The 23,526-nt window shown below is 69.2% G+C and carries 20 protein-coding genes; 15 read left to right on the top strand and 5 right to left on the bottom strand.

What is annotated here, in order from left to right:
- Positions 1-42: 42 nt before the first annotated feature.
- Positions 43-543 (top strand): GNAT family N-acetyltransferase, encoded by a 501-nt coding sequence (locus BLQ75_RS08815; protein ID WP_092600426.1) that lies wholly within the window; start codon positions 43-45, stop codon positions 541-543.
- 67 nt (positions 544-610) lie between these two features.
- On the opposite strand, the gene BLQ75_RS08810 is transcribed toward BLQ75_RS08815, so the two are convergent.
- Positions 611-1,264, bottom strand: coding sequence for an ACT domain-containing protein (locus BLQ75_RS08810; RefSeq protein WP_092600424.1), 654 nt, complete (start codon positions 1,262-1,264; stop codon positions 611-613).
- Between the two features lie 420 nt (positions 1,265-1,684).
- Between BLQ75_RS08810 and gatC the strand changes: the two genes are divergently transcribed.
- From gatC to gatB, 4 genes are read left to right on the top strand one after another with little or no spacing between them, the layout of a single operon-like run.
- Complete coding sequence (gene gatC, locus BLQ75_RS08805) at positions 1,685-1,984, top strand: Asp-tRNA(Asn)/Glu-tRNA(Gln) amidotransferase subunit GatC (RefSeq protein ID WP_092600422.1); 300 nt, start codon at positions 1,685-1,687, stop codon at positions 1,982-1,984.
- Positions 1,984-3,531: an Asp-tRNA(Asn)/Glu-tRNA(Gln) amidotransferase subunit GatA gene (gene gatA / locus BLQ75_RS08800; protein ID WP_092600420.1), complete on the top strand. Its 1,548-nt coding sequence runs from the start codon at positions 1,984-1,986 to the stop codon at positions 3,529-3,531. The genes gatC and gatA overlap by 1 nt, the downstream gene beginning before the upstream one ends.
- Positions 3,531-3,725, top strand: a complete 195-nt coding sequence (locus BLQ75_RS08795; RefSeq protein ID WP_092600418.1) for a hypothetical protein — start codon at positions 3,531-3,533, stop codon at positions 3,723-3,725. Before gatA ends, BLQ75_RS08795 begins: the two co-directional genes overlap by 1 nt.
- Positions 3,722-5,230: an Asp-tRNA(Asn)/Glu-tRNA(Gln) amidotransferase subunit GatB gene (gatB, locus tag BLQ75_RS08790; protein ID WP_092600416.1), complete on the top strand. Its 1,509-nt coding sequence runs from the start codon at positions 3,722-3,724 to the stop codon at positions 5,228-5,230. The genes BLQ75_RS08795 and gatB overlap by 4 nt, the downstream gene beginning before the upstream one ends.
- Before the next feature lie 72 nt (positions 5,231-5,302).
- Here the strand turns inward: gatB and BLQ75_RS08785 are convergent, their stop codons facing one another.
- A complete protein-coding gene (locus tag BLQ75_RS08785; protein ID WP_170837395.1) occupies positions 5,303-6,496 on the bottom strand; it encodes a PQQ-dependent sugar dehydrogenase in 1,194 nt (397 codons plus the stop codon).
- Positions 6,497-6,620: 124 nt separating this feature from the next.
- On the opposite strand from BLQ75_RS08785, the gene BLQ75_RS08780 reads away from it, so the two are divergent.
- Positions 6,621-7,379: a DoxX family protein gene (locus BLQ75_RS08780; RefSeq protein ID WP_092600414.1), complete on the top strand. Its 759-nt coding sequence runs from the start codon at positions 6,621-6,623 to the stop codon at positions 7,377-7,379.
- Between the two features lie 41 nt (positions 7,380-7,420).
- Here the strand turns inward: BLQ75_RS08780 and ilvD are convergent, their stop codons facing one another.
- Positions 7,421-9,265: a dihydroxy-acid dehydratase gene (gene ilvD, locus BLQ75_RS08775; protein ID WP_092600412.1), complete on the bottom strand. Its 1,845-nt coding sequence runs from the start codon at positions 9,263-9,265 to the stop codon at positions 7,421-7,423.
- Between the two features lie 158 nt (positions 9,266-9,423).
- On the bottom strand, positions 9,424-10,044 hold the full coding sequence (locus tag BLQ75_RS08770) for a PH domain-containing protein (RefSeq protein ID WP_092600410.1): 621 nt from the start codon (positions 10,042-10,044) through the stop codon (positions 9,424-9,426).
- Between the two features lie 330 nt (positions 10,045-10,374).
- On the opposite strand from BLQ75_RS08770, the gene BLQ75_RS08765 reads away from it, so the two are divergent.
- The 8 genes from BLQ75_RS08765 (at position 10,375) to BLQ75_RS08730 (ending at position 20,243) form a co-directional block, all read left to right on the top strand.
- Complete coding sequence (locus BLQ75_RS08765) at positions 10,375-12,207, top strand: acetolactate synthase large subunit (RefSeq protein ID WP_092600408.1); 1,833 nt, start codon at positions 10,375-10,377, stop codon at positions 12,205-12,207.
- Positions 12,208-12,215: 8 nt separating this feature from the next.
- On the top strand, positions 12,216-12,722 hold the full coding sequence (ilvN, locus tag BLQ75_RS08760; RefSeq protein WP_043572301.1) for an acetolactate synthase small subunit: 507 nt from the start codon (positions 12,216-12,218) through the stop codon (positions 12,720-12,722).
- Between the two features lie 46 nt (positions 12,723-12,768).
- Positions 12,769-13,764 (top strand): ketol-acid reductoisomerase, encoded by a 996-nt coding sequence (gene ilvC, locus BLQ75_RS08755; protein WP_092600406.1) that lies wholly within the window; start codon positions 12,769-12,771, stop codon positions 13,762-13,764.
- A gap of 120 nt (positions 13,765-13,884) precedes the next feature.
- Positions 13,885-14,130 carry a DUF397 domain-containing protein gene (locus BLQ75_RS08750; protein WP_043572297.1) on the top strand — a complete coding sequence of 82 codons (246 nt, stop codon included), beginning with the start codon at positions 13,885-13,887 and terminating at the stop codon, positions 14,128-14,130.
- A gap of 239 nt (positions 14,131-14,369) precedes the next feature.
- A complete protein-coding gene (gene serA / locus BLQ75_RS08745; RefSeq protein ID WP_043572295.1) occupies positions 14,370-15,965 on the top strand; it encodes a phosphoglycerate dehydrogenase in 1,596 nt (531 codons plus the stop codon).
- Positions 15,966-16,302: 337 nt separating this feature from the next.
- The gene (locus BLQ75_RS08740; protein ID WP_092600404.1) at positions 16,303-17,346 is read left to right on the top strand and encodes a 3-isopropylmalate dehydrogenase; all 1,044 of its coding nucleotides are present in this window, start codon (positions 16,303-16,305) and stop codon (positions 17,344-17,346) included.
- A gap of 361 nt (positions 17,347-17,707) precedes the next feature.
- Positions 17,708-19,393: a citramalate synthase gene (gene cimA, locus BLQ75_RS08735; RefSeq protein WP_092600402.1), complete on the top strand. Its 1,686-nt coding sequence runs from the start codon at positions 17,708-17,710 to the stop codon at positions 19,391-19,393.
- A 67-nt stretch (positions 19,394-19,460) separates the two neighbouring features.
- Entirely contained in the window at positions 19,461-20,243 is a 783-nt protein-coding gene (locus BLQ75_RS08730; RefSeq protein ID WP_043572289.1) for a fumarylacetoacetate hydrolase family protein, read from the top strand.
- A 111-nt stretch (positions 20,244-20,354) separates the two neighbouring features.
- On the opposite strand, the gene BLQ75_RS08725 is transcribed toward BLQ75_RS08730, so the two are convergent.
- Positions 20,355-21,593: an FAD-dependent oxidoreductase gene (locus tag BLQ75_RS08725; protein ID WP_092600400.1), complete on the bottom strand. Its 1,239-nt coding sequence runs from the start codon at positions 21,591-21,593 to the stop codon at positions 20,355-20,357.
- Between the two features lie 329 nt (positions 21,594-21,922).
- Between BLQ75_RS08725 and gltX the strand changes: the two genes are divergently transcribed.
- The gene (gene gltX / locus BLQ75_RS08720) at positions 21,923-23,434 is read left to right on the top strand and encodes a glutamate--tRNA ligase (RefSeq protein WP_092600398.1); all 1,512 of its coding nucleotides are present in this window, start codon (positions 21,923-21,925) and stop codon (positions 23,432-23,434) included.
- The last annotated feature ends 92 nt before the right edge of the window (positions 23,435-23,526 follow it).

The raw sequence follows: 23,526 nt of genomic DNA, 5'->3' as shown, positions 1-23,526 counted from the left end.
TGCCGGCGAGCGACGCTCGTGGCCGACAGTAATATCGGACGCGTGGAAACCGTGACCATCAGGCGGGCGCTGCCCACCGAGTTCGACACCGTCGGCGAGCTGACGGCGCGGGCCTACCTGGCGGGCGGACACATCGCCCCCGACAATACCCACTACCTTCCGGTGCTGCGTGATGCCGCCGATCGTGCCGCCAAGGCGGAGCTGCTGGTGGCTGCCCGCGGCGAGGAGGTGTGCGGCACGGTCACGGTGGCGCGCCACGGCGGCGAGTACACCGAGCTCGCGCGCCCCGGTGACCTGGAGTTCCGGATGCTGGCCGTGGCTCCGGAAGCGGCCGGGGACGGGATCGGCAGAGCACTGGTCGGTCGGGTGCTCGACCTCGCCGGTTCGGAAGGCTGGGAGCGGGTCGTGCTGTACAGCGACAGCTCGATGGCGGTCGCCCACGGGCTGTACCGCCGGATGGGATTCCACCGGGTCCCCGAGGACGACTGGCAGCCGGTCCCCGGGGTGTGCCTGCTCGCCTTCGCCCTGCGCATCCGGCGGTGAGATCTCCACGGTGAGGTGGACCGTCGGGCACGATCCCCTTCGAACGCGCGGGAACCGGTCGCGGGCCTCAGCTGTCCAGCACCACCGAGACGATGCCCGCCAGGTGTGCCAGCCGGGCGACCTCTGAGGTGCGGAACACCGGCCCACCCGGTCTGCCCGCCAGCAGCACCAGGTCCGGCTTGCCTATCGGGGTGGCGGCCAGTTCGGTCGCCAGCTCCCTCCAGGTGTCGGGCACCCAGGAGTCGTCCCCGTCCAGCACTGTCGCCCTGGGTAACGGCATCCACGGCAGACGCAGGTGTTCGTCCTCCGGCGCCGAGGTGCTGGCGGCCAGGTGTTCTGCCCCGCCCGCGCGGTTTCCGAAGATCATCGCCCAGCCGGAGCGGATGATCCTGGGGACGCCCTCGGCGAACAGCTGCAGCCCCCGCGCCGGTTCGGCGGCGATCTCCTCGACCAGTTCCAGCTCGCGGTGGGTGTCCAGTATCCCGGCATAGGGACGCACCGCGTCCACCCGCACGCCCTCCACCGACTCGGCGGCCGTGATCAGCACGTCCGGCAGTCTGCCCGACGGCAGCTCGACGATGAGGTCGTCGATCGCGGCCTCGCTGCTGCGCTCGACCACGTCCACACTGAGGATGTCGGCCCCGATCTCGCCAAGTGCGCTAGCCACCGACCCGAGCGTGCCGGGACGGTCCGGAACCTGGACCCGGATGAGGAAGGACACCGGTTTTCACGCCTCCAGCATCGTGCGCGGCACCTCGCCGTCCGCGCCGGACCGGTTCGCACGTGCGGCTCGAGCCGTCGTGTGGAGCGGACCGGCCAAATTGTGGCAGACACGAGGGCCCACCGGGGCGGCACGGCGGCGTGCGAACCGGCCCGAAACGATCTCGATGCCCGGGTGTGACCACCCGTCGGCGCTCGTGACCGCTGCCCATAGACTCGTTGCCACCTCTCGGAGCTTGTTCGGCGGTCCGATCGAATCGGTTCAGCGATCGGCAGGTGCGGGACGGCTGACACCGTTTCCGCGTCGGCACGTTCCCCGTACCGCGCGGGTCGCGGAACAGGCCTTCGACACCAGCACACGTGGTAGCCGGAAACCGACCGGATACCCCAACGAACCGGACACGATCAGGGGGTCCGCGCATTGTCCACGATCTCCCGTGACGAGGTGGCACACCTCGCCGGCCTGGCACGGCTGGCCGTCTCCGAGGAAGAGCTGAACACGTTCGCAGGCCAGCTGGACGTGATCCTCGACGCGGTCGCCAGGGTGGGTGAGGTGGCCGCCGACGACATACCGCCCACGTCGCACGCGGTGCCGGTCACCAATGTTTTCCGAACGGACGAGGTACGCGACGGGCTGTCCCGCGAGCAGGCGCTCGCCGGGGCCCCGGCCACCGAGGAGAACAGGTTCCGCGTACCGAGGATTCTGAACGAGGAGGCGTGATGACCTCGACCACATCCGGCCCCGAGGGGTCGGGGCCGACCGAACTGACCGGTCTCACCGCCTCAGAACTGGCAGCCAAGATAGCCGCGGGCGAGGTCTCCGCCGTCGAGGTCACCCGCGCGCATCTGGACCGTCTCGAGGCGCTCGAACCGGCGGTGCACGCTTTTCTGCACGTGGACCGCGAGGCGGCCCTGGCGGCCGCGAGCCGTGCCGACGAGGAGCGCGCCGACGGTACACCGCCCTCGCCGCTGGCGGGCGTCCCGCTGGCGCTGAAGGACGTGCTCACCACCACGGACATGCCGACCACCTGCGGCTCCAGGATGCTCGAGGGATGGACGCCGCCGTACGACTCGACCGTGGCCGCCAGGCTCCGGGCCGCGGGGGTGGTGATCCTCGGCAAGACCAACATGGACGAGTTCGCGATGGGCTCCTCCACGGAGAACTCCGCGTTCGGGCCGACCCGCAACCCGTGGGACACCGACCGCGTTCCCGGCGGCTCCGGCGGAGGCTCCTCCGCGGCGCTGGCGGCCTTCGAGGCCCCGCTGGCGATCGGCACCGACACCGGCGGTTCCATCCGTCAGCCCGCCGCGGTCACCGGCACCGTGGGGGTCAAGCCCACTTACGGCGGGGTCTCCCGCTACGGCCTGGTCGCCTTCTCCTCCTCGTTGGACCAGGCGGGACCGTGCGGGCGCACCGTGCTCGACACCGCGATGCTGCACGAGGTCATCGCCGGGCACGATCCGATGGACTCCACCTCGGTGGACGCGCCGGTCCCGAAGGTGACCGCCGCCGCCCGCGAGGGCGCCACGGGTGACCTGCGCGGCGTGCGGGTGGGCGTCGTCCGCGAGTTCGGCGGGGAGGGCTACCAGCAGGGCGTGCGGGACTCGTTCCGCGCGGCCGTGGACACCCTGACCTCGCTCGGTGCCGAGGTCGTCGAGGTCTCCTGTCCGCACTTCGAGTACGCCCTCGGCGCCTACTACCTGATCGCGCCCAGCGAGTGCTCCTCCAACCTCGCGCGGTTCGACGCCATGCGCTACGGCCTGCGGGTCGGCGACGACGGCACGCGCAGTACCGAGGAGGTCATGTCGCTGACCCGGGAGCAGGGTTTCGGCCCCGAGGTCAAGCGGCGGATCATGCTCGGCACCTATGCGCTGTCCTCCGGCTACTACGACGCCTACTACGGCCAGGCGCAGAAGGTGCGTACCCTGATCACCAGGGACTTCGAGGCCGCTTTCGCGCAGGTGGACGTGCTGGTGTCCCCCACGACCCCCACGACCGCGTTCCGCATCGGGGAGCGCGTCGACGACCCGATGGCCATGTACCTGGCCGACCTGTGCACCATCCCGAGCAACCTCGCGGGCAACGCCGCCATGAGCGTGCCCTCGGGACTTTCCGCCGAGGACGGGATGCCCGTGGGGCTGCAGATCATGGCGCCGCCGATGGCCGACGACCGGCTCTACCGTGTGGGTGCCGCCTACGAGGCCGCACGGGACGCGGCTTCGGAAGTTCCCCTGCTCGATCGCGTTCCTCGGCTGGAGGTCGCCTGATGAATCCCAAGTTGCGAGCGCTGCTCGCCGTCGGAGCGGAGTTGTCCCGCGGCATCGGTCTGCGGGCGAAGATCCGCCAGGCGCGCAAGGACAACGACCGGCTGGTGATGGCAGACGCGATCGTCACCGTCCTCGGGCTGATCACCGGAGTGGCGTTGGCTGTTCGCGAGGTACGTAAGGCGGAACGAGAATGACAGCGGTCGCCGAGATCATGGACTACGACGAGGTTCTGCGACGTTTCGACCCGGTGCTCGGTCTCGAGGTGCACGTCGAGCTCTCCACCGCCACCAAGATGTTCTGCGGCTGCGCCAACGAGTTCGGCGCCGAACCCAACAGCCGGGTCTGCCCGGTCTGTCTGGGGATGCCGGGCGCGCTCCCGGTCGTCAACGGCACGGCCGTGGAGTCGGCGGTCCGGATCGGTCTCGCCCTGGACTGCCAGGTGGCCGAGTGGTGCAGGTTCGCGCGGAAGAACTACTTCTACCCGGACATGCCCAAGAACTTCCAGACCTCGCAGTACGACGAGCCGATCGTGTTCGACGGCGGTCTCGACGTCGTGCTCGACGACGGCGAGGTCTTCCGGGTGGGCATCGAGCGCGCCCACATGGAGGAGGACACCGGCAAGTCGTTGCACGTGGGCGGTGCGACCGGCAGGATTCACGGTGCCGAGCACTCGCTGCTGGACTACAATCGTGCCGGTGTGCCGCTCATCGAGATCGTCACCAAGCCGATCACCGGGGCGGGCGAACGTGCTCCCGAGGTGGCCCGCGCCTACGTCACCGCCCTGCGGGATCTGCTGCGTTCGATGGGTGTTTCCGACGTCCGCATGGACCAGGGTTCGTTGCGCTGCGACGCCAACGTCTCGTTGAGCCCGAAGGGCTCCGGCGAGTTCGGTACACGCACCGAGACGAAGAACGTCAACTCGTTCCGCAGCATCGAGCGCGCGGTGCGCTTCGAGATGCGCAGGCAGGCATCCCTGCTGGTCAACGGCTCCGAGATCATCCAGGAGACCAGGCACTTCGACGAGTCCTCCGGTGAGACCTCCTCGGGCAGGCGCAAGGAGGAGGCAGAGGACTACCGCTACTTCCCCGAGCCCGACCTGGTACCGATCGCCCCTTCGCGGGAGTGGGTGGAGCGGCTGCGGGGCACGCTTCCCGAGATGCCCTGGGAGCGCCGCAAGCGCGTCCAGGAGCAGTGGGGACTCTCCGACGAGGAGCTGCGCGACCTGGTCAACGCGTCGGCGCTGGACCTCGTCGCGGCCACGGTGGACGCGGGCGCGCCTCCGTCGGAGGCCCGTTCGTGGTGGGTGGCCTACCTGAGCCAGCGGGCCAACGAGCGCGGTGTGGAGCTCGCCGAGCTCTCGGTCACGCCCGCCCAGGTGGCCCGGGTCATCGAACTGGTCGCCGAGGGCAAACTGACGCACAAGCTGGCCCGCCAGGTCGTGGACGGCGTGCTCGACGACAGGGGCGACCCCGACGAGGTGGTCGCGGCCGACGGTATCGAGGTCGTCTCCGACGACTCCTCGCTGCAGGCGGCGGTGGACGAGGCGTTGGCTGCCCAGCCCGACGCGGCGGAGAAGATCCGTGGCGGCAAGGTGCAGGCCGCCGGAGCGATCGTGGGGGCCGTCATGAAGGCCACCCAGGGGCAGGCGGACGCCAAGCGCGTCCGGGAACTGGTGCTGGCCGCCTGCGGCCAGCAGTGAGTGGCCTCCCCGGTGCGGTACGAGCGCGCCGGGGCCAGTGCTCCCGCGCGGCGGACGCTCGCGCGGGAGCGCTCATTCCTTGCCCGCGGTCCCCCCGTTGGGGGGTTGGATGCGGATCACCCTGTCGTCACTGGACACGGGTTTTCCTCCCGCCTTGTTCGAGGTGCCGAGCCACAGCATCCCGTTCGGCCCGCTGGTCGCCGCCCGGAGTCGTCCGTAGTCGTCCTCGAGGGCCCGTTCCGGTTCGCCGGTGAACGTCCCCTCGGGGCCGGGGCGCATGGTGTAGACGGCCGACGCGTCGGTCAGGGCCACCACGAGCAGCCCCTCACTCGCGGCGCAGCCCGCGACCCCCGGGCCATCCCGCCAGGACCATGCGGGTGAGCCCAACCGTTCGCCGGGGGAACCCCGGTAGAGCACATCCCGCTCCGGGAGCCGGTCTGTCACCCAGTAAGAGGATGTGTTCGGCCGGGTGCACACTCCGCCCGGAGCCCGCAGGCCCGTGGCGATCACCGCCGAGCGGGGGTCGGGATTGTCCTGCGCGGGGTCGCCGAAGGTGTCGATCCGCAGCACCTTGCCCGCCAGCACCGAGCGGTCGTCCGCCTCGGCGGGAGAACCCGCGTCGCCGGTCGCCACCAACAGCGCCTCCGAGCCGCTCGTCGCGATGCCCCCCGCGTTGCGGCCGGAGCCGCGCGGAATGCCGGTCAGGATCGGCTCGGGGGGATCGCCCGGTGCTATGCGGACCACCCGGTTGTCGGTGGGGGTGGTGGCGTAGGCGTAGAGGAGGCCGTCCTCGGCGTAGCTCGGCGAGAGCGTGAGCCCGGTCAGTCCGCCCCCGCCCGTGGGATCGACCTCCACGCGGGCCAGCTCGCGGGGCTCGGACCCCGGCTCGACCAGCATGATCCTGCCCGTCCTGCGCTCGCCGACGAGCGCGCCGCGACCGCCGGGCAGTACGGCCACGTCCCCCACGGCTCCCAGGCAGGTCGCCACGACTGAGGGATCGGGGTCCTCGCAGCCGTCCGGTTCGGCGTTCTCGGGCGGAGAGGCCTCGGTTTGTCCTTCGTCGGGGGGCTGTTGGCGTCCTTCGATCCGTGGTTGGGGACCCGCCTGCGGACGCAACGAGGGTTGTTCCCGCCAGCTCTCGGGGTGTTGGTCGGGAAACTCGGCGCAGCCCCCCAGCAGGGCGGCCGCGAGCAACGCCACCCCGGCCACCGTGCGTCGGTGCGCGGCACGGGAAGCGGAGCGTCGGTCGCCGGTTCGGACTGCCACGTCCGCAGACCATATCGCGTCGGGGGTTAATCCGGAGTGAGTGCCGCGAATCCGGCCGAGGTGTCGCGACCGATTTTTATGAAAAGCTCGCACATTTTGCCGGATGTGTCCTAGCCTTTCGCCCGTGCGAATCCACGACGACCGCCCCGGTGCCGCGGGCGGGTATCCCGATGATCGATATCACCGTGATGTCCGGGGGGAGCAGGGTGGTTGGACCGTTCCGGGGGAGGAGGCCACGGTGAGCGGCGCGCACGAACCTCCCACTCGTCCCTACGGCGGGTCCGTCGAACTCGACTACTACGACGACGATGCCTACACCGATCTTGAAGGTCGGGCGCCGCAACGCGACCTCGACCTCTACGACGAGTTCGCGGATTCGGTGAACGGTCGGCTGTGGAGCGGCGGTACGGACTTCGCGCTGCTGGTGCTGCGCCTGGCGCTGGGAGGCGTGTTCCTCGCCCACGGTGCGCGGAAGCTCTTCGGCGTGCTCGGCGGGCAGGGGCTGGACGGCACCGCCGGGATGTTGACCGACCTCGGTTTCCGGTACCCCCGGTTGCTGGCCGCCGTCACCGGGGGTGTGGAGTTCGGTGGCGGTATCCTGCTGGTCCTGGGGCTGTTCACGCCGTTGGCGGCGGCCGGGCTGCTCGGGGTGATGCTCAACGCGGTGTTCACGCAGCGTTCGGAGGGTTTCTTCCTCGAGTCGGGTGGCGTCGAGTACCCCGCCGTGCTCGGTGCCGTGGCCCTCGCCTTGCTGTTCGCGGGGCCGGGGCGCGTCGCCGCGGACAACGGGAGGGTCTGGTTCCGACGCCCGGTCGCCAGCGGCCTGACCGGACTGCTGCTGGCCGTGGCGGCCGCCGCGGTGGTGCTGTTCGTGCTCCGGTGACCCGTGGTCGGCGGGCACCTCCCGCCGGCCACGGGGCCGGTTCAACCGCCGATGCTCCGGACCGCTCCGAACGACGCCGAAGTGGCCAGGCTCGCGTAGGCCCGCAGCGCCGTACTCACCCGGCGCTGTCGGTCCACCGGGCGCCAGGGGTGCTCCGAGCTGTCCATCTTCGCCCGGCGTTCGGCCAGTGTTCGTTCGTCCACCAGCAGTTCGAGCGCGCGCTCGCGTACGTCGATGCGGATCTCGTCGCCGTCCCGCACCAGTCCGATCGCGCCGCCGTTGGCCGCCTCCGGGGAGATGTGCCCGATCGACAGTCCCGAGGTGCCGCCGGAGAACCTGCCGTCGGTGATCAGGGCGCACTCGCGGTCCATTCGTGCTCCCTTGAGGAAAGCCGTGGGGTGCAGCATCTCCTGCATGCCGGGGCCGCCCGCCGGTCCCTCGTAGCGGATCACCAGCACCTCACCCGGTTCGATCTCCCTGTTGAGGATCGCCGAGACGGCTTGTTCCTGGCTCTCCAGCACGCGCGCGGGCCCTCGGAAGCTCCACAGCTCCTCGTCGACTCCCGCTGTCTTGACCACGGCGCCGTCCTCGGCCAGGTTGCCACGCAGCACGGCGAGCCCGCCGTCGGCGGTGTAGGCGTGCGCCACGTCGCGGACGCATCCTTCCGCCGCGTCGGTGTCCAGAGTGGACCATCGGTTGTCGGTGGAGAACGCCTCGGTGGTGCGGACCCCGCCCGGTGCGGCGTGGAAGAGTTCCATCGCTCGCTCGGAGGGGGATCCGCCGCGTACGTCCCACTCGGACAGCCAGGCGGCCAGGCTCGGGCTGTGCACCGAGCGGACCTCACGGTTGAGCAGTCCGCCCCGGTCGAGCTCACCCAGGATCGCGGTGATGCCACCGGCCCGGTGCACGTCCTCCATGTGGTAGTTGGAGTTCGGGCTGACCTTGGCCAGGCAGGGCACGCGCCGACTGATCTCCTCGATGTCGGACAGGGTGAAATCGATCTCGCCCTCCCGCGCGGCGGCCAGGGTGTGCAGCACCGTGTTGGTCGAGCCGCCCATCGCCACGTCCAGCGCCAGCGCGTTCTCGAAGGCCCGCTTGTTCGCGATCGAGCGCGGCAGCGCGGACTCGTCGTCGTGCCGGTACCACCGTTCGGCGAGCTCGACCACCGTGCTGCCCGCCCGTTCGAACAGCTCGCGCCGCGCCCGGTGGGTGGCCAGCGTCGAGCCGTTGCCGGGCAACGCCAGGCCGAGGGCCTCGGTCAGGCAGTTCATCGAGTTGGCCGTGAACATGCCGGAGCAGGAGCCGCAGGTCGGACAGGCCGAGCGCTCCACCTCTCCCAGTCCTTCGTCGTCGACCCGCGAGTTCGCCGACGCCGCGATCGTGGTGATCAGGTCGGTCGGCGCGTGCGCCACGCCGTCGACCACGACCGCCTTGCCCGCCTCCATCGGACCGCCGGAGACGAAGACCGTCGGGATGTTCAGCCGCATGGCGGCGTTGAGCATCCCCGGAGTGATCTTGTCGCAGTTGGACAGGCACACCAGCGCGTCCGCCTGGTGCCCGTTGACCATGTACTCCACCGAGTCGGCGATCAGCTCGCGGGAGGGCAACGAGTACAGCATCCCGCCGTGTCCCATGGCGATGCCGTCGTCGATCGCTATGGTGTGGAACTCGCGCGGGACGCCGCCCGCATCGCGAACCGCTCCGGCGATCACCTCGCCCAGGTCGCGCAGGTGAACATGCCCCGGTACGAACTGGGTGAAGGAGTTGGCGATCGCCACGATCGGTTTGCCGAAGTCGTCGTCGGTCATTCCGGTGGCGCGCCAGAGCGAGCGGGCGCCTGCGGCGTTTCGACCGTGTGTCGTCGTTCGGGAACGCAACTCGGGCATCGTTGAAAGCTCTCACTTCGTGGGAATGTCGCCACGCGGGCGGGGCGTGGTCACGCCTTGTGGGCGCCGGGAGTTCGCGGTGAGCACGACACTACTCCGGAGCTCCCAGTGCTCGTGAACGCCCTGGCATTGTCCGCATCGTGAGAGTTCTGTGGGGTTCACTCCTCGGGAGGGCCGTCCGGGCGACTCGGGTCCTGGATCCGCCCACCGCTCATCGCGGCCAGCCGGGGCACGTCCCGCACCCGCAGCGCGGGCAACCGGACCTGCCGGTCAGAAGTGGTCACCGCGCGGACCCAGTGCCGTTCGTCGAGCCGCAGCGCCTTGATCTCCGTCCACGCCATGCGGGTGCTTCCGGTGAGAGTGCGGGCTGTGATGCCCGACTCGTCGACGACGGTGCGCATCCGGACCACCCACAGGACCAGCCCCAGTGGTACCAGGTACAGCACCGACAGCCAGGGCAGTGAGGCCGCCACCGGGCTGATGCAGACCGCGAGCACGAGGATCACCAGCAGGCTCACCCGCGTGAGCCGGAAGACCAGACGGGAGGGAAGCTCCGGTCGCTCCTCCCGTCGTCCGGAGGACTCGGGGGCGCTCTCCGGCGCCTCGTCCGGTCGTTCCCGCTCGGTGGTGCCCGCTGGGGTCGCCTCCGACTCCTCGGGGGTGTTAGGCGAAGTCCACCCGGCGGTCCCCTCGTCGGCGTCCCCCTCCCGCTGTGGCCCTTCCCCGGGCTCGCGTGCTTCCGGGTCGTGGGGTCGGTCGTTTTCCTGCGAGTCGTTCACCCGCCGATGGTCTCAGCTGCGCAGTCCGTTCCTCCGGGGGACCGAGTGTTCCTGCTCCGACGGTGTCCGGTCTTTCCCGGCGAAACCCGTCACGCGCGTCTCGCGTCCGGTGGTGTCCACAATCCGGGAAGCTTTTCCCGTAGGTTTGACTTCCCCGTCGAGCGGGGTCTAATGTTCGAGCCATGCAGCGCGGTAACGACATTCTCGTACTTCCCGGGCGCGTCGACGCCTGAGGAGTACGAAACGTCGACGCGCCAACCCTCGTTCGGCCCTGTGCCGGCGGGGGTTTTTTCGTGCTCGGCCCCATTCATCGACCACGAGGCAGAATCGATGACCAGCGCCAATACCAGGCAGAATCCGGCCCCGGCGGCATCACCGGGGCAGCGTCCGAAACCAGCTCCGCCCAACGGGGCGCCGGTAAGAACCACCGGTGCGCAATCCCTGGTCCGCTCGTTGGAGGCCGTGGGCTGCGAAGTGGTGTTCGGCATCCCCGGTGGGACGATCCTTCCCACCTACGACCCACTGCTGGACTCGACCAAGGTTCGCCACGTACTGGTTCGGCACGAGCAGGCGGCGGGCCACGCCGCGACCGGGTACGCCCAGGCCACGGGCAAGACCGGAGTCTGCATGGCCACTTCGGGGCCGGGGGCGACCAACCTGGTCACCGCGCTGGCCGACGCGCACATGGACTCGGTGCCGATCGTGGCCATCACCGGGCAGCAGACCACCGGCCTGATCGGTACCGACGCCTTCCAGGAAGCCGACATCTGCGGCATCACGCTGCCGGTCACCAAGCACAACTTCCTGGTCACCGATCCCGCCGAGATCCCGCGAACCATCGCCGAGGCGTTCTACATCGCCTCCAGCGGGCGTCCCGGCCCCGTCGTGGTCGACATCCCCAAGGACGTGCAGCAGCTGAACACGTCCTTCGCCTGGCCTCCCGAGCAGCGGCTGCCGGGGTACCGCCCGGTGGGCAAACCGCACGGCAAGCAGGTTCGGGAAGCGGCCAGGCTGATGACCTCGGCCCGGCGCCCCGTCCTCTACGTCGGCGGTGGAGTGCTCAAGGCCAACGCCTCCGAGGAACTGACCAAACTCGCCGAGCGCACCGGCATCCCGGTCGTGACGACCCTGATGGCGCGCGGGGTGTTCCCGGATTCGCACCCCTCACACCTGGGCATGCCCGGTATGCACGGCACGGTCTCGGCCGTGGCCGCGATGCAGCGTTCCGATCTGCTGATCGCGCTGGGGACCAGGTTCGACGACCGGGTGACCGGCCAGCTGTCGAGCTTCGCCCCGGAGGCCAAGGTGGTGCACGCCGACATCGACCCGGCCGAGATCTCCAAGAACCGGGTCGCCGATGTGCCCATCGTCGGGGACTGCAAGGAGGTCCTCTCCGAACTGCTGGACGCCGTGGACACCGCCGAGCGGGAGCACGGTGCCGCGGACCTCGGCGAGTGGTGGACTCAGCTCGACGACTGGCGGAACCGGTTCCCGCTGGGCTACGACTGGCCCGCCGACGGCACGCTATCCCCGGAGTACGTGATCCAGCGGATCGGTGAGCTGGCGGGCCCCGAGGCCGTCTACACCGCCGGGGTGGGACAGCACCAGATGTGGGCCGCTCAGTTCATCGGCTACCAGCGGCCCCGTAGCTGGCTCAACTCCGGTGGGCTCGGCACGATGGGCTACGCGGTGCCTGCCGCGATGGGGGCCAAGGCCGGAACGCCCGACCGGCAGGTGTGGGCCATCGACGGTGACGGTTGCTTCCAGATGACCAACCAGGAGCTCGCCACCTGCGCCATCGAACGCTTGCCGATCAAGGTCGCCGTCATCAACAACGGAAACCTCGGTATGGTTCGGCAGTGGCAGAACCTCTTCTACGCCGAGCGCTACTCACACAGTGACCTCGGCACCCACAACCACCGGATTCCCGACTTCTCGCTGCTGGCCGAGGCCCTCGGCGGTGTGGGAATGCGGTGCGAAGCCGCCTCCGACGTGGACGGTGTCGTCGAGCGGGCCATGGAGATCGACGATCGACCGGTCGTCATCGACTTCGTTGTGGGCAAGGACGCGCAGGTGTGGCCGATGGTGGCCGCCGGCACCGGCAATGACGAGATCATGGCGGCGCGTGGAATCCGCCCGCTGTTCGACGACGACGAGGGGTGAACGCGCCGATGAGTCGACACACACTGAGCGTGCTGGTGGAAAACGTCCCCGGTGTGCTCTCGCGGGTCTCCGGGCTGTTCTCCCGGCGCAGTTTCAACATCGAGTCCCTGGCCGTCGGACCCACCGAACATCCCGAGATCTCCCGGATGACCATCGTGGTCTCGGTGGAGGAGCAGCCCCTGGAGCAGGTCACCAAACAGCTCAACAAGCTGATCAACGTCATCAAGATCGTCGAGCTGGAGCAGGACTCCTCGGTGCAGCGCGAACTGCTGCTGGTCAAGGTGCGGGCCGATGCCTCGGTGCGCAGCCAGGTCCTGGAAACCGTGCAGCTGTTCCGGGCGAAGGTGGTCGACGCCTCGCCGGAGGCGCTGACCATCGAGGCCACCGGCGACACCGACAAGCTCGACGCCCTGCTACGGATGCTCGAACCCTACGGCGTCCGGGAGATGGTCCAGTCGGGCATGGTCGCCATCGGTCGGGGAGCGCGTTCCATCACGGCAACGGCGGTGCGTTGACCCGCGCGCGGCGCGGGTTCGCTACAGAAAGGAAACGAGAACGGTAATGGCAACTGAGATCTTCTACGAGGCGGACGCCGACCTCGGCCGGGTGCAGTCACGCAAGGTCGCCATCATCGGGTACGGCAGCCAGGGGCACGCGCACGCGCTGAGCCTGCGCGACAGCGGCGTCGACGTCCGGATCGGGCTGCCGGAGAGCTCCAGGTCGCGTGAGAAGGTGGCCGAGGAGGGGCTGCGGGTCGTCACGCCCGCCGAGGCCGCGTCCGAGGCCGACCTCATCATGATCCTCGCACCGGACACCAAGCAGCGTCAGATCTACGCCGACGACATCGCGCCCAACCTCAACAGTGGGGACGCGTTGTTCTTCGGGCACGGTTTCAACATCCGCTACGGCCTGATCCAGCCTCCGTCCGATGTGGACGTCGCCATGGTGGCCCCCAAGGGGCCGGGACACCTGGTGCGCCGCCAGTTCGTGGACGGCAAGGGGGTGCCGTGCCTGATCGCGGTGGAGCAGGACCCGAGCGGCGCGGCGCAGCAGCTCGCCCTCGCCTACGCCGCCGGTATCGGCGGTGCGCGGGCCGGGGTCATCAAGACCACGTTCACCGAGGAGACCGAGACCGATCTCTTCGGTGAGCAGGCCGTGCTCTGCGGCGGCACGAGCGCGCTGGTGCAGTCCGGCTTCGAGGTGCTCGTCGAGGCCGGTTACCAGCCGGAGATCGCCTATTTCGAGGTGCTGCACGAGCTGAAGCTGATCGTGGACCTGATGTGGGAGGGCGGCATCGCCGGCCAGCGCTACTCCTGCAGTGACACCGCCGAGTACGGTGATCTCACCCGGGGCCCCAGGGTCATCGACGAGCACGTCAAGGCCTCGATGCGCCAGGTGCTCTCCGAGATCCGGGACGGTTCCTTCGCCAAGGAGTGGGTGGCCGAGGACGAAGCGGGCAGGCCCGAGTTCAACAAGCTGCAGGCCGCGGGCAATGATCACCAGATCGAGGAGGTCGGCAAGCGACTCCGTTCCCTGATGTCCTGGACCAAGGGCTGAGCCGTCCGGGGCAGGTCCCGCCGTGCGGCGGTCCGTGACAGCGTCCGGGGCGCCGCACGGTTTTTCCGGAGTTCTCCGGGGTGTTCGGTGGACCACGCGGGACGCGCTAGTATCCACACTGTGAGTGAGGAAACGCAACCGGTCGACGACAAGGCCCACATCAGGGACGAGCTCGACTTCAGCAAGGCTGAGTGGATCACCAGCACCGACGACGATGACGAGCCGGGGGTGGAGATCGCGTTCGTGGACGGCTACATCGGCATGCGCAACGGTGCCGACCCGGAGGGGCCGGTGCTCGTGTTCACCCCCGAGGAGTGGGACGCCTTCGTGGCCGGCGCCAAGGACGGCGAGTTCGACGAGCCGTGAACCGGGTGTCAACCCCCCGCTGTCGCGGGGCGGTGGAGCCGTCGAGTCCTTCGAGGGGCTGGTGCGCGGCTGTTTCGGTGTTGTTTCCGCCGCACGGTCGTGTTGGGATGCCGCCGCGTTACGGTGATACGTCCAACACTTGTGTGAACGGATTCTCATATCAGCGTTAAACTGCGGCACCAGCCCGGCACAATGGCGTGCCTTGCTTCGACCCTGATCTCTGTTACTGGAGCGCGCCCGTGACCAACGCAAGCCGTCCTGTCGTCCTGATCGCCGAGAAGCTGGCTCCTTCGGTGCTGGAAGCATTCGGAGACGAGGTCGAGATCCGCCACGTTGACGGCACCGACCGCCCGGCACTGCTCGAGGCCGTTGCCGACGCCGACGCGCTGCTGGTCCGTTCGGCGACGAAAGTCGATGCCGAGGTCTATTCGGCCAGCACGCGGCTGAAGGTCGTCGCCCGTGCCGGGGTGGGTCTGGACAACGTCGAGGTGCCCGCGGCCACCGAGCGCGGCATCATGGTCGTCAACGCCCCCACCTCCAACATCGTCTCCGCGGCCGAGCACGCGATCGCGCTGCTGCTGGCGGTGGCCCGCAACGTCGCCGCGGCCGACGCGAGCCTGCGTGCCGGTGAGTGGAAGCGCAGTTCCTACAGCGGCGTGGAGATCAACAACAAGACCATCGGCGTCATCGGCCTCGGCAAGATCGGCCAGCTCGTCGCGCAGCGGCTGGAGGCCTTCGGCGCGAAGCTGATCGCCTACGACCCCTACGTCTCGGCGGCGCGTGCCGCACAGCTCGGCATCGAGCTGGTCAGCCTCGAGGAACTGCTGCAGCGCGCCGACGCGATGTCGATCCACCTGCCGAAGACGGCCGAGACGCTCGGCCTCATCGGTGCGGAGGAGCTCAAGAAGACCAAGCAGGGCGCGATCGTCGTCAACGCCTCGCGCGGCGGGCTCATCGACGAGGACGCCCTCGCCGAATCCCTGCGCAGCGGCCACCTCGGTGGCGCCGGCATCGACGTCTACAGCACCGAGCCCACCACCTCCAGCCCGCTGTTCGAGCTCTCCAACGTCGTCGCCACCCCGCACCTGGGAGCCTCCACCGCCGAGGCCCAGGACCGGGCTGGTACCGACGTCGCCCACTCCACGCTGCAGGCGCTGCGCGGCGACTTCGTCCCCGACGCGGTCAACGTGCAGGGCGGGGCCGTCGGTGAGGAGGTCCGTCCCTACCTGCCGCTGACCCAGAAGCTGGGCTCGTTGCTGGCCGCGGTGCTCGGCAGCACGCCGACCTCCGTCACGGTCGAGGCGAGGGGCGAGCTGGCCGACGAGGATGTCTCCGTGCTGCCGCTGGCCGCGCTGCGCGGTGTCTTCTCCGGTGCCGTGGAGAGCCAGGTCACCTTCGTCAACGCCCCGCAGCTCGCCGAGGACCTCGGGGTCGACATCGACGTCAAGACCGCTCCGGAGAGCGCGAGCCACCGCAGCGTGGTCTCGGTGCGCGCCGTGCTGTCCGACGGTCGAACCGGGGTCGTCTCGGGTGCCCTGGACGGCCCGAACCAGGTGGAGAAGCTCGTCGAGGTCAACGGCAGGCACTTCGACCTGCGTGCCGAGGGCAGTGTGCTGCTGCTGGAGTACCCGGACCGCCCCGGTGTCATGGGCAAGGTCGGGACTCTGCTCGGCGAGGTCGGGACCAACATCGAGGCCGCGCAGATCAGCCAGACCTCGGACGGTTCGGACGCGATCATGCTGCTGCGCGTGGATCGGCCCGTGGACGCCGGGGTGCTGGAGCCGATCGGCGCCGCCGTGGGGGCCAAGACGGTGCGCACCGTCAGCTTCGAGTGACGGGCCTTCCGAACCGCGGCCGGGGCGGGTCCGCTGCCCGACGTGGTTCCTGAGCCACTCGTGGAGTGGGGAACGGAGACGTTCCCCTGATCGATTGAACGGGGGCCACCGCAGTCGCGGTGGCCCCCGTTTTTTCGTGTCCCACTGGCTGGTCACCGATGTGTCAGCACGGTTCGAACACCCACTGTAGGGACGAGAATCGCCCGAACGGGTGTCCCACTGCGCGGGAGGTGACGTCCAGTTTCGGGGTCCGGCGTGCCTGTGCGACACCGAAGCACGGTAATCTGCGGCACAACGTTTCAGCCCCGAATCGGGGTAGTACTCGGGAGGTGTGTGCATGCGGCTCGCTGTGATCCCAGGTGACGGGATCGGGCCGGAAGTGGTGGCCGAGGCGCTGAAGGTGCTGGGGGAGGTCCTCCCCGAAACCGAGATCACTCGGTATGACCTGGGAGCCGCTCGCTGGCACAACACCGGGGAGCTACTTCCCGAATCCGTGTTGGGTGAGTTGCGCGAGCACGACGGGATTCTGCTCGGTGCTGTGGGCGATCCGTCGGTGCCGAGCGGCATTCTGGAGCGTGGACTGCTGTTGCGGCTGCGCTTCGAGCTCGATCACCACGTGAACCTGCGCCCGGCACGGCTCTACCCGGGTGTGCAGAGTCCGATCGCCGATCCCGGTGAGATCGACATGGTCGTCGTGCGGGAAGGAACCGAAGGGCCCTACGCGGGCAACGGCGGACTGCTCCGCAAGGACACCCCGCAGGAGGTGGCCACCGAGGTGAGCCTGAACACCGCATTCGGGGTGGAGCGGGTGGTTCGCGACGCGTTCGCGAGGGCCTCGGCACGTCCGCGCAAGCATCTGACCCTCGTGCACAAGACCAACGTGCTCAGTCACGCCGGATCGCTCTGGTCCCGCGTGGTCGAGGAGCTCTCGCTGCAGTACCCGGACGTCACGGTTACCTATGAGCACGTCGACGCGACCACGATCCACCTGGTCCAGGACCCCAGCAGGTTCGACGTGATCGTCACCGACAACCTGTTCGGCGACATCATCACCGACCTGGCGGGCGCCGTCACCGGTGGGATAGGCAGGGCCGCCAGCGGGAACATCGACGCCACCAGGCGGAATCCGAGCATGTTCGAACCGGTGCACGGCAGTGCTCCCGACATCGCGGGGCAGGGAACCGCCGATCCGACCGCGGCGGTGCTGTCGGTGGCGCTGCTGCTCGACCACGTCGGCTACGCCGAGGCGGCCAGGAGGGTCCAGGCCTCGGTCGCCTTCGATCTGGCGACCCGCGATCACTCCGCCCCGGGGGCGACCCACGCCATCGGCGACCGGCTCGCCGCCCTGGTGTCCGCCCGGGAGGTCGTGCAGCAGGTGTGACGGTTCACGCGGGCCCGGAACCGTTCTCCGGGCCTGTCCGACACCGCCGTGCGGGGTGTCCCGTCGACCGGTCCGGCCACCTCGTGAGGTGTGATCCCGGGCCGAGGCGGTGGGCGAATCGTCACGTCCGCATCCTGGGAAAAAGGGCCCACTGGTTGGAGAGCTTTCGCGATGTGCGAGCATTGCGGCATGGTCCAGTACACGATGGGCATTATTGGCGAGCGCGCCGGGTGACTCGACTCCGCGGACCCGGCGCGCAGACCTCTCGCATTCGCGGGGGGTCTTTTTTGTGTCCACGACAGCCACCGCGGGCCGTCCACGCCGCGACAGGCCCGACCATCACCGCCCTTCTGGAGGGACAGTGACCCGCACCAGCCCGGCAGGAACCCCACCGGCGGACACGTTCCACGTCTACGACACGACACTGCGCGACGGTGCGCAGCGCGAAGGCATCTCCTACTCGGTGGCCGACAAGCTCGCGGTCGCTCGCATCCTGGACAACCTCGGCGTGGGCTTCATCGAAGGCGGTTGGCCCGGTGCGTTGCCGAAGGACACCGAGTTCTTCCGGCGGGCCTCCGCCGGTGAACTCGATCTTCGGCACGCCGTGCTCACCGCCTTCGGTTCCACCCGCCGTCCGGGAGCCTCGGTTCGGGAGGACTCCCAGGTCGCCGCGTTGCTCGACTCGGGTGCTCCCGCGATCACCCTGGTGGCCAAGTCCGACAGCAGGCACATCGAACGCGCGCTGCGCACCGACGTGGCGGAGAACCACGCCATGATCGCCGACACCGTGCGCTACCTCACCGAACACGGCCGGCGGGTCTTCCTGGACGCCGAGCACTTCTTCGACGGCTACGCCCACGATCCGGACACCGCGCTGCGGATGCTCGAAGCGGCCGTGCACGCCGGTGCGGATCTGGTCTGCCTGTGCGACACCAACGGCGGGCAGCTGCCGACCGGACTGGCGGAGACCGTCGAGGAGGTCGTCGAGCGCACCGGCTTCCGGGTCGGCATCCACTGCCAGGACGACACCGGCTGCGCCGTCGCCAACACGCTCGCCGCCGTGCAGGCGGGGGCCACGCACGTGCAGTGCACCGCCAACGGGTACGGCGAACGCGCGGGCAACGCGGACCTGTTCGCCGTCGTCGGGAACCTGGAGACGAAGCTGGGACTGCCCGTGCTGCCCGAGGGCAACCTGTCCGAGCTCAGCCGGGTCTCGCACGCGCTCGCCGAGATCGCCAACATCGCCCCGGACACCCACCAGGCCTACGTCGGAGCCTCGACCTTCGCCCACAAGGCCGGGCTGCACGCCAGCGCGATCAAGGTGGATCCGGAGCTGTACAACCACATCCAGCCGGAACGTGTCGGCAACGGGATGCGGGTGCTGGTGACCGAGATGTCGGGGCGCGCCAGTCTGGAGCTCAAGGCCGCCGAGCTCGGGCTGGACCTGAGCTCCTCGCCGGACGCCGTCACCGGTGTGGTGCGGCGGGTCAAGGAGCTGGAGTCGCAGGGGTGGTCGTTCGAAGGCGCCGACGCCTCGCTGGAGTTGCTGCTGCGCCGTGAGATCGCCCTCGCCGAGGGCACGATCTCGGAGACCGAGGTGGACACCTCGGACGGTCCGTCGTTCGGAGCTCCCTTCGGCCTCGAGTCCTACCGGGTCTCGCTCGACCACCGTCCGGACGGGCAGGTGGTCTCGGAGGCCACGGTCAAGCTGCACGTGCGGGGGGAGCGCGTCATCGCCACCGCTGAGGGGAACGGCCCCGTCAACGCGCTGGACGCCGCGCTGCGCAAGGCACTGGTGCCCAGGCTGCCGTGGTTGGACGAGGTGGAGCTGGTGGACTACAAGGTGCGGATTCTCACCGACGCCTCCGGCACCGACGCCGTGACGAGGGTGCTCGTGGAGTCCCGGGACGAACACCGGGAGTGGAGCACCGTGGGTGTGCACGGCAACATCGTGGAGGCGAGTTGGTACGCGCTGTGCGACGCCTTCGCCCACAAGGCGATCCACCGGGCCGAAACCGGGGAAGTCACCGCTCCGAACAGGAGGTGACCAGGCGTTCGGGCTTTCCGCGTCCGCACGTAGGCTGTCACCGGACAGTTGATAACGGAGGTTTCGTTTGCGCCTGGCACGTGTTGCTCAGCCCGAAGGGGTCTCGTTCGTGGCATTGGAGCCGGACCCCAAGTCACCCGGTGAGAAGGTACTCGCCGTAGAGATCGACCAGCATCCGTTCGGGGAGCCGACGTTCACCGGTCGCAAGTGGCCGATGGCCGACGTGCGGCTGTTGGCGCCGATCCTGCCGACCAAGGTGCTGTGCGTGGGCAAGAACTACGCCGAGCACGCGCGGGAGATGGGCGGGGACGTACCCCAGAACCCGGTGCTGTTCATGAAGCCCTCCACGTCCGTGATCGGGCCGAGCGCTCCGATCAAGATGCCCCCGGACTCCGAGCGGGTCGACTACGAGGGCGAGCTGGCGGTGGTGATCGGACAACCGTGCAAGGACGTGCCCGAGGCCCGGGGAACCGACGTGGTGCTCGGCTACACGATCGCCAACGACGTCACCGCCAGGGACCAGCAGCGGGCCGACGGGCAGTGGACGAGGGCGAAGGGCTACGACACCTTCTGCCCCCTGGGGCCGTGGATCGACACGGCCGTGGACCCCTCCGACCTGCAGTTGCGAACCGAACTCGACCGCGAGGTGCGGCAGGAGTCCCGGACCTCGCTGCTCACGCACGACGTCGCCGGGTTGATCTCGTTCGTCTCCAGGGTGATGACGCTGCTGCCCGGTGATGTGATCCTCACCGGTACTCCCGCCGGAGTGGGGCCGATGCGGGCCGGGCAGAAGGTCTCGGTTTCCATCGAGGGACTGGGAACGCTGACCAATCCGGTGCAGCAGGCCTGAGCTTCCGCTCCCGGGACCCGGCGACAGTCCCGTCCGATCGCGCGGCACCGCCGGTGCCCGTTCCATCCGCCCGGCCTCGTGCCAGGCGCGGAACGGGCACCGGCGGTGCGTTCAGCGGAGGGCCTCTTTCGGCGGGCGTTCCCGCTTGGCGCCGTAGGCCAGGACGTACGGCGGAATCAGCCGCAGCCAGGGGAGCTTCGACAGCAGTCGGAGCGGGAGGGGCGGTTCGGCGCGTCGGCCGAAGTCGATGTCCCCGCGCAGGGCGGGTTCGACCACGTTGGCGTGAAGGATGCGTTGCAGCCCCTGGAGGAGCACGGTCGTCGGTCGGCGGACGCGTTGGATCGCGGTGACGTGGCCGTGCCGTAGTCCACCCCGCCGCAGTGGTTTCGCGAGGTGCCGGGCCGCCGCCACCGCGTCCTGCACCGCCAGGTTGATTCCGATCCCGCCCACCGGCGACATCGCGTGCGCGGCGTCGCCGATGCACAGCAGACCGGGCACGTGCCAGCGGCGCAGCCGGTCCAGTGTGACGTGCAGCAGTTTCACATCCTCCCAGTCGTGTACGAGTTCCCTGCCGTCGTCGAGCCAGCCGAGTCGGTTCCGCAGCGACTCGTTGAATCGCTCGACGTCGTCGGCGCGCTCGGCGGCGTCGGTGCCCTTGGCTATGACAGAGGCGGCCTGGTAGTAGTCCCCGCGGTCGAGCAGGGCGGTGAACGAGCCGTCGCGGATGTTTCCCACGACTCCGGCGGGATCGCCCTCCCGGCGTGGAATCCGGAACCACCGCACGTCCATGGGGGTGGGGAAGTCCCGAACCCCGAGCTCCGCGTCGAGTTCGCGCCGGGCCAGGGAATTCCTGCCGTCGCAGGCCACCGTGACGGTCGCTCGGATGCGCCCCTCCTCCCCCTCGGCGGTGCGGTAGTCCACGCCGTTCACCCGGCCCCGCTCCCGCACGAGTCCGGTCGCCTCGGTGCTCATCCGCAGTGAGAAGGTGGGTTCCTTGTTCGCCTCCTCGGCCAGCAGGTTGAGCAGGTCCCACTGCGGGACCAGGGCGATGTAGTTGTACTTGATCGGCAGCCGCTCGAAGTCGCCCAGTGTGTAGAACTCCTCGTCCGGGCCCACCGGCAGCATCACGCTGCCGACCCTTCGTTGCGGGAGCTCGGCGAAACGCTCGGCGAGACCGAGCTCGTCCAGCAGTGCCAGCGTGGTCGGGTGCACCGTGTCGCCCCGGAAGTCGCGCAGGAAGTCCGCGTGCTTCTCCAACACGGTCACGCGCACCCCGGAGCGTGCGAGCAGCAGTCCCAGCACCATCCCCGCCGGGCCTCCGCCGACGATGCAGCAGGTGGTCGGTTTCAAGGAGATCCCTTCCTGTACAGGGTTTCGTCGTCCCGGTCGGTGCGGTGCTCGCACGGTTGAGTCCGCTGAGCGGGGGCGGTTTTCCCGCCGTGTCCCGGAATCCCGCACGGCGGGACCTGGGGAACCACGCGGGTGGCCGATCACGCGCTCGGTGGGCACACCGCGCCGAAGGGCTCGCGCGGACGGTAGCCGAAACGGGCGCATCGCGACCTGACAGAGCATCACCGGGTACTCCTGGAAAGAATTCAACAAGCGTTGAATAATGCCAGGATGCTCGGGTGGGACGCACCGGTCAACAGGTCCGGGACGCGGGATAAGCTGAACCAGTCATGAGCACGTCAGATGTCACCACCGCCGAGTCCGCCCGCCCGGTACGAGTCCGGTTCTGCCCCTCACCGACCGGGACGCCACACGTCGGACTGATCCGCACCGCCTTGTTCAACTGGGCGTTCGCCCGGCACAACAACGGCTCGCTGCTGTTCCGCATCGAGGACACCGACGCGAGCAGGGACAGCGAGGAGTCGTACCAGTCGCTGTTGGACGCCCTCCGATGGTTGCGCCTCGACTGGGACGAGGGGCCGGATGTGGGAGGTGAGTACGGCCCCTATCGCCAGAGCCAGCGGCGTGAGATCTACGCGGATGTGGCCGCCAAACTGCTGGAGGCCGGTGAGCTCTACGAGTCGTTCTCCACGCCCCAGGAAGTCGAACAGCGCCACCGTGAGGCAGGCAGGGACCCCAAGCTGGGCTACGACAACGCCGACCGCGCGTTGAGCGAACAGCGCAAGTCCGAGCTGCGCGCCGAGGGACGTACGCCGGTCCTGCGGCTGCGGATGCCGGACCGCGACATCGGGTTCACCGACCTCATCCGAGGCGAGGTCACCTTCCCGGCGGGCAGCGTGCCGGACCCCGTGCTGGTGCGTGGCAACGGGGACGCGCTGTACCCGTTGACCAACCCCGTCGACGACGCACTCATGAAGGTCACCCACGTGCTCCGTGGGGAAGACCTGCTGTCCTCCACGCCGCGCCAGATAGCGCTCTACGAGGCGTTGCGGCGGATCGGGATCACCGACTTCACCCCGGAGTTCGGCCACCTGCCGTTCGTGATGGGGGAGGGCAACAAGAAGCTCTCCAAACGCGATCCCCAGTCCGACGTCTTCCATCATCGCGAGCGGGGTTTCCTCCCCGAGGGGCTGCTCAACTACCTGGCCCTGTTGGGATGGTCCATCTCCGAGGACCGTGACGTGTTCGGTCTCGACGAGATGGTCCGAGCGTTCGACATCCGCCGGGTCAGTGCCAACCCGGCCCGGTTCGACCAGAAGAAGGCCGACGCCATCAACGCCGCGCATCTGCGCGCTCTGGACCTCGACGACTTCGTGGAAAGGGTCGTGCCCTACCTGGTCGCCGGAGAGGTGCTGCCCGAACGTCCGAGCGAGGACCAGTTGGAGACGGTGCGTGCGGCGGCCCCGCTCGTCCAGGAGCGGCTCACGGTCCTCTCGGACGCCGTCGGCATGATGGGTTTCCTGTTCGCGGGGGAGACGTTCGAGCCGGAACCGGCCGCCGCTTCGAAGGCTCTGGGGACCGACGCGGCACCGGTGCTCTCGGCCGCTCTCGACGCTCTCGAACCGCTGTCCGAGTGGCGTGCCGCCGACATCGAGCACGCGTTGAAGGAGGCGATCGTCGAGGGGCTGGGGATAAAACCCCGCAAAGCGTTCACTCCGGTTCGCGTGGCGGTCACGGGCCGTACGGTCTCGCCGCCGCTGTTCGAGTCCATGGAACTCCTCGGCAGGCAGCCCTCCTTGGACCGACTGCGCGGCGCGCTGCGGACCGCGAATCAGGAGTGATCATTCTCACCGTGTCGGTTCCGGCGGCGGGGTCCGCGGACCGGCACGGTGAGTGAGTTCATGTGCTGATGCACGAGCGAACTAAACCGTGT

The organism is Actinopolyspora xinjiangensis, assembly GCF_900104475.1.
GTDB classification, from domain to species: Bacteria; Actinomycetota; Actinomycetes; order Mycobacteriales; family Pseudonocardiaceae; genus Actinopolyspora; species Actinopolyspora xinjiangensis.
Note: the sequence above shows the minus strand (reverse complement) of the source record. Positions and strands in the feature narration are given on the sequence as shown.

Bases quoted from the DNA above. Each gene is read 5' to 3' on its own strand.
- gatA (WP_092600420.1), top strand. From the start codon at position 1,984: ATGACCTCGACCACATCCGGCCCCGAGGGGTCGGGGCCGACCGAACTG.
- BLQ75_RS08795 (WP_092600418.1), top strand. From the start codon at position 3,531: ATGAATCCCAAGTTGCGAGCGCTGCTCGCCGTCGGAGCGGAGTTGTCC.
- gatB (WP_092600416.1), top strand. From the start codon at position 3,722: ATGACAGCGGTCGCCGAGATCATGGACTACGACGAGGTTCTGCGACGT.
- ilvD (WP_092600412.1), bottom strand. From the start codon at position 9,265: ATGCCCGAGTTGCGTTCCCGAACGACGACACACGGTCGAAACGCCGCA.
- BLQ75_RS08765 (WP_092600408.1), top strand. From the start codon at position 10,375: ATGACCAGCGCCAATACCAGGCAGAATCCGGCCCCGGCGGCATCACCG.
- ilvN (WP_043572301.1), top strand. From the start codon at position 12,216: ATGAGTCGACACACACTGAGCGTGCTGGTGGAAAACGTCCCCGGTGTG.
- ilvC (WP_092600406.1), top strand. From the start codon at position 12,769: ATGGCAACTGAGATCTTCTACGAGGCGGACGCCGACCTCGGCCGGGTG.
- BLQ75_RS08740 (WP_092600404.1), top strand. From the start codon at position 16,303: ATGCGGCTCGCTGTGATCCCAGGTGACGGGATCGGGCCGGAAGTGGTG.
- gltX (WP_092600398.1), top strand. From the start codon at position 21,923: ATGAGCACGTCAGATGTCACCACCGCCGAGTCCGCCCGCCCGGTACGA.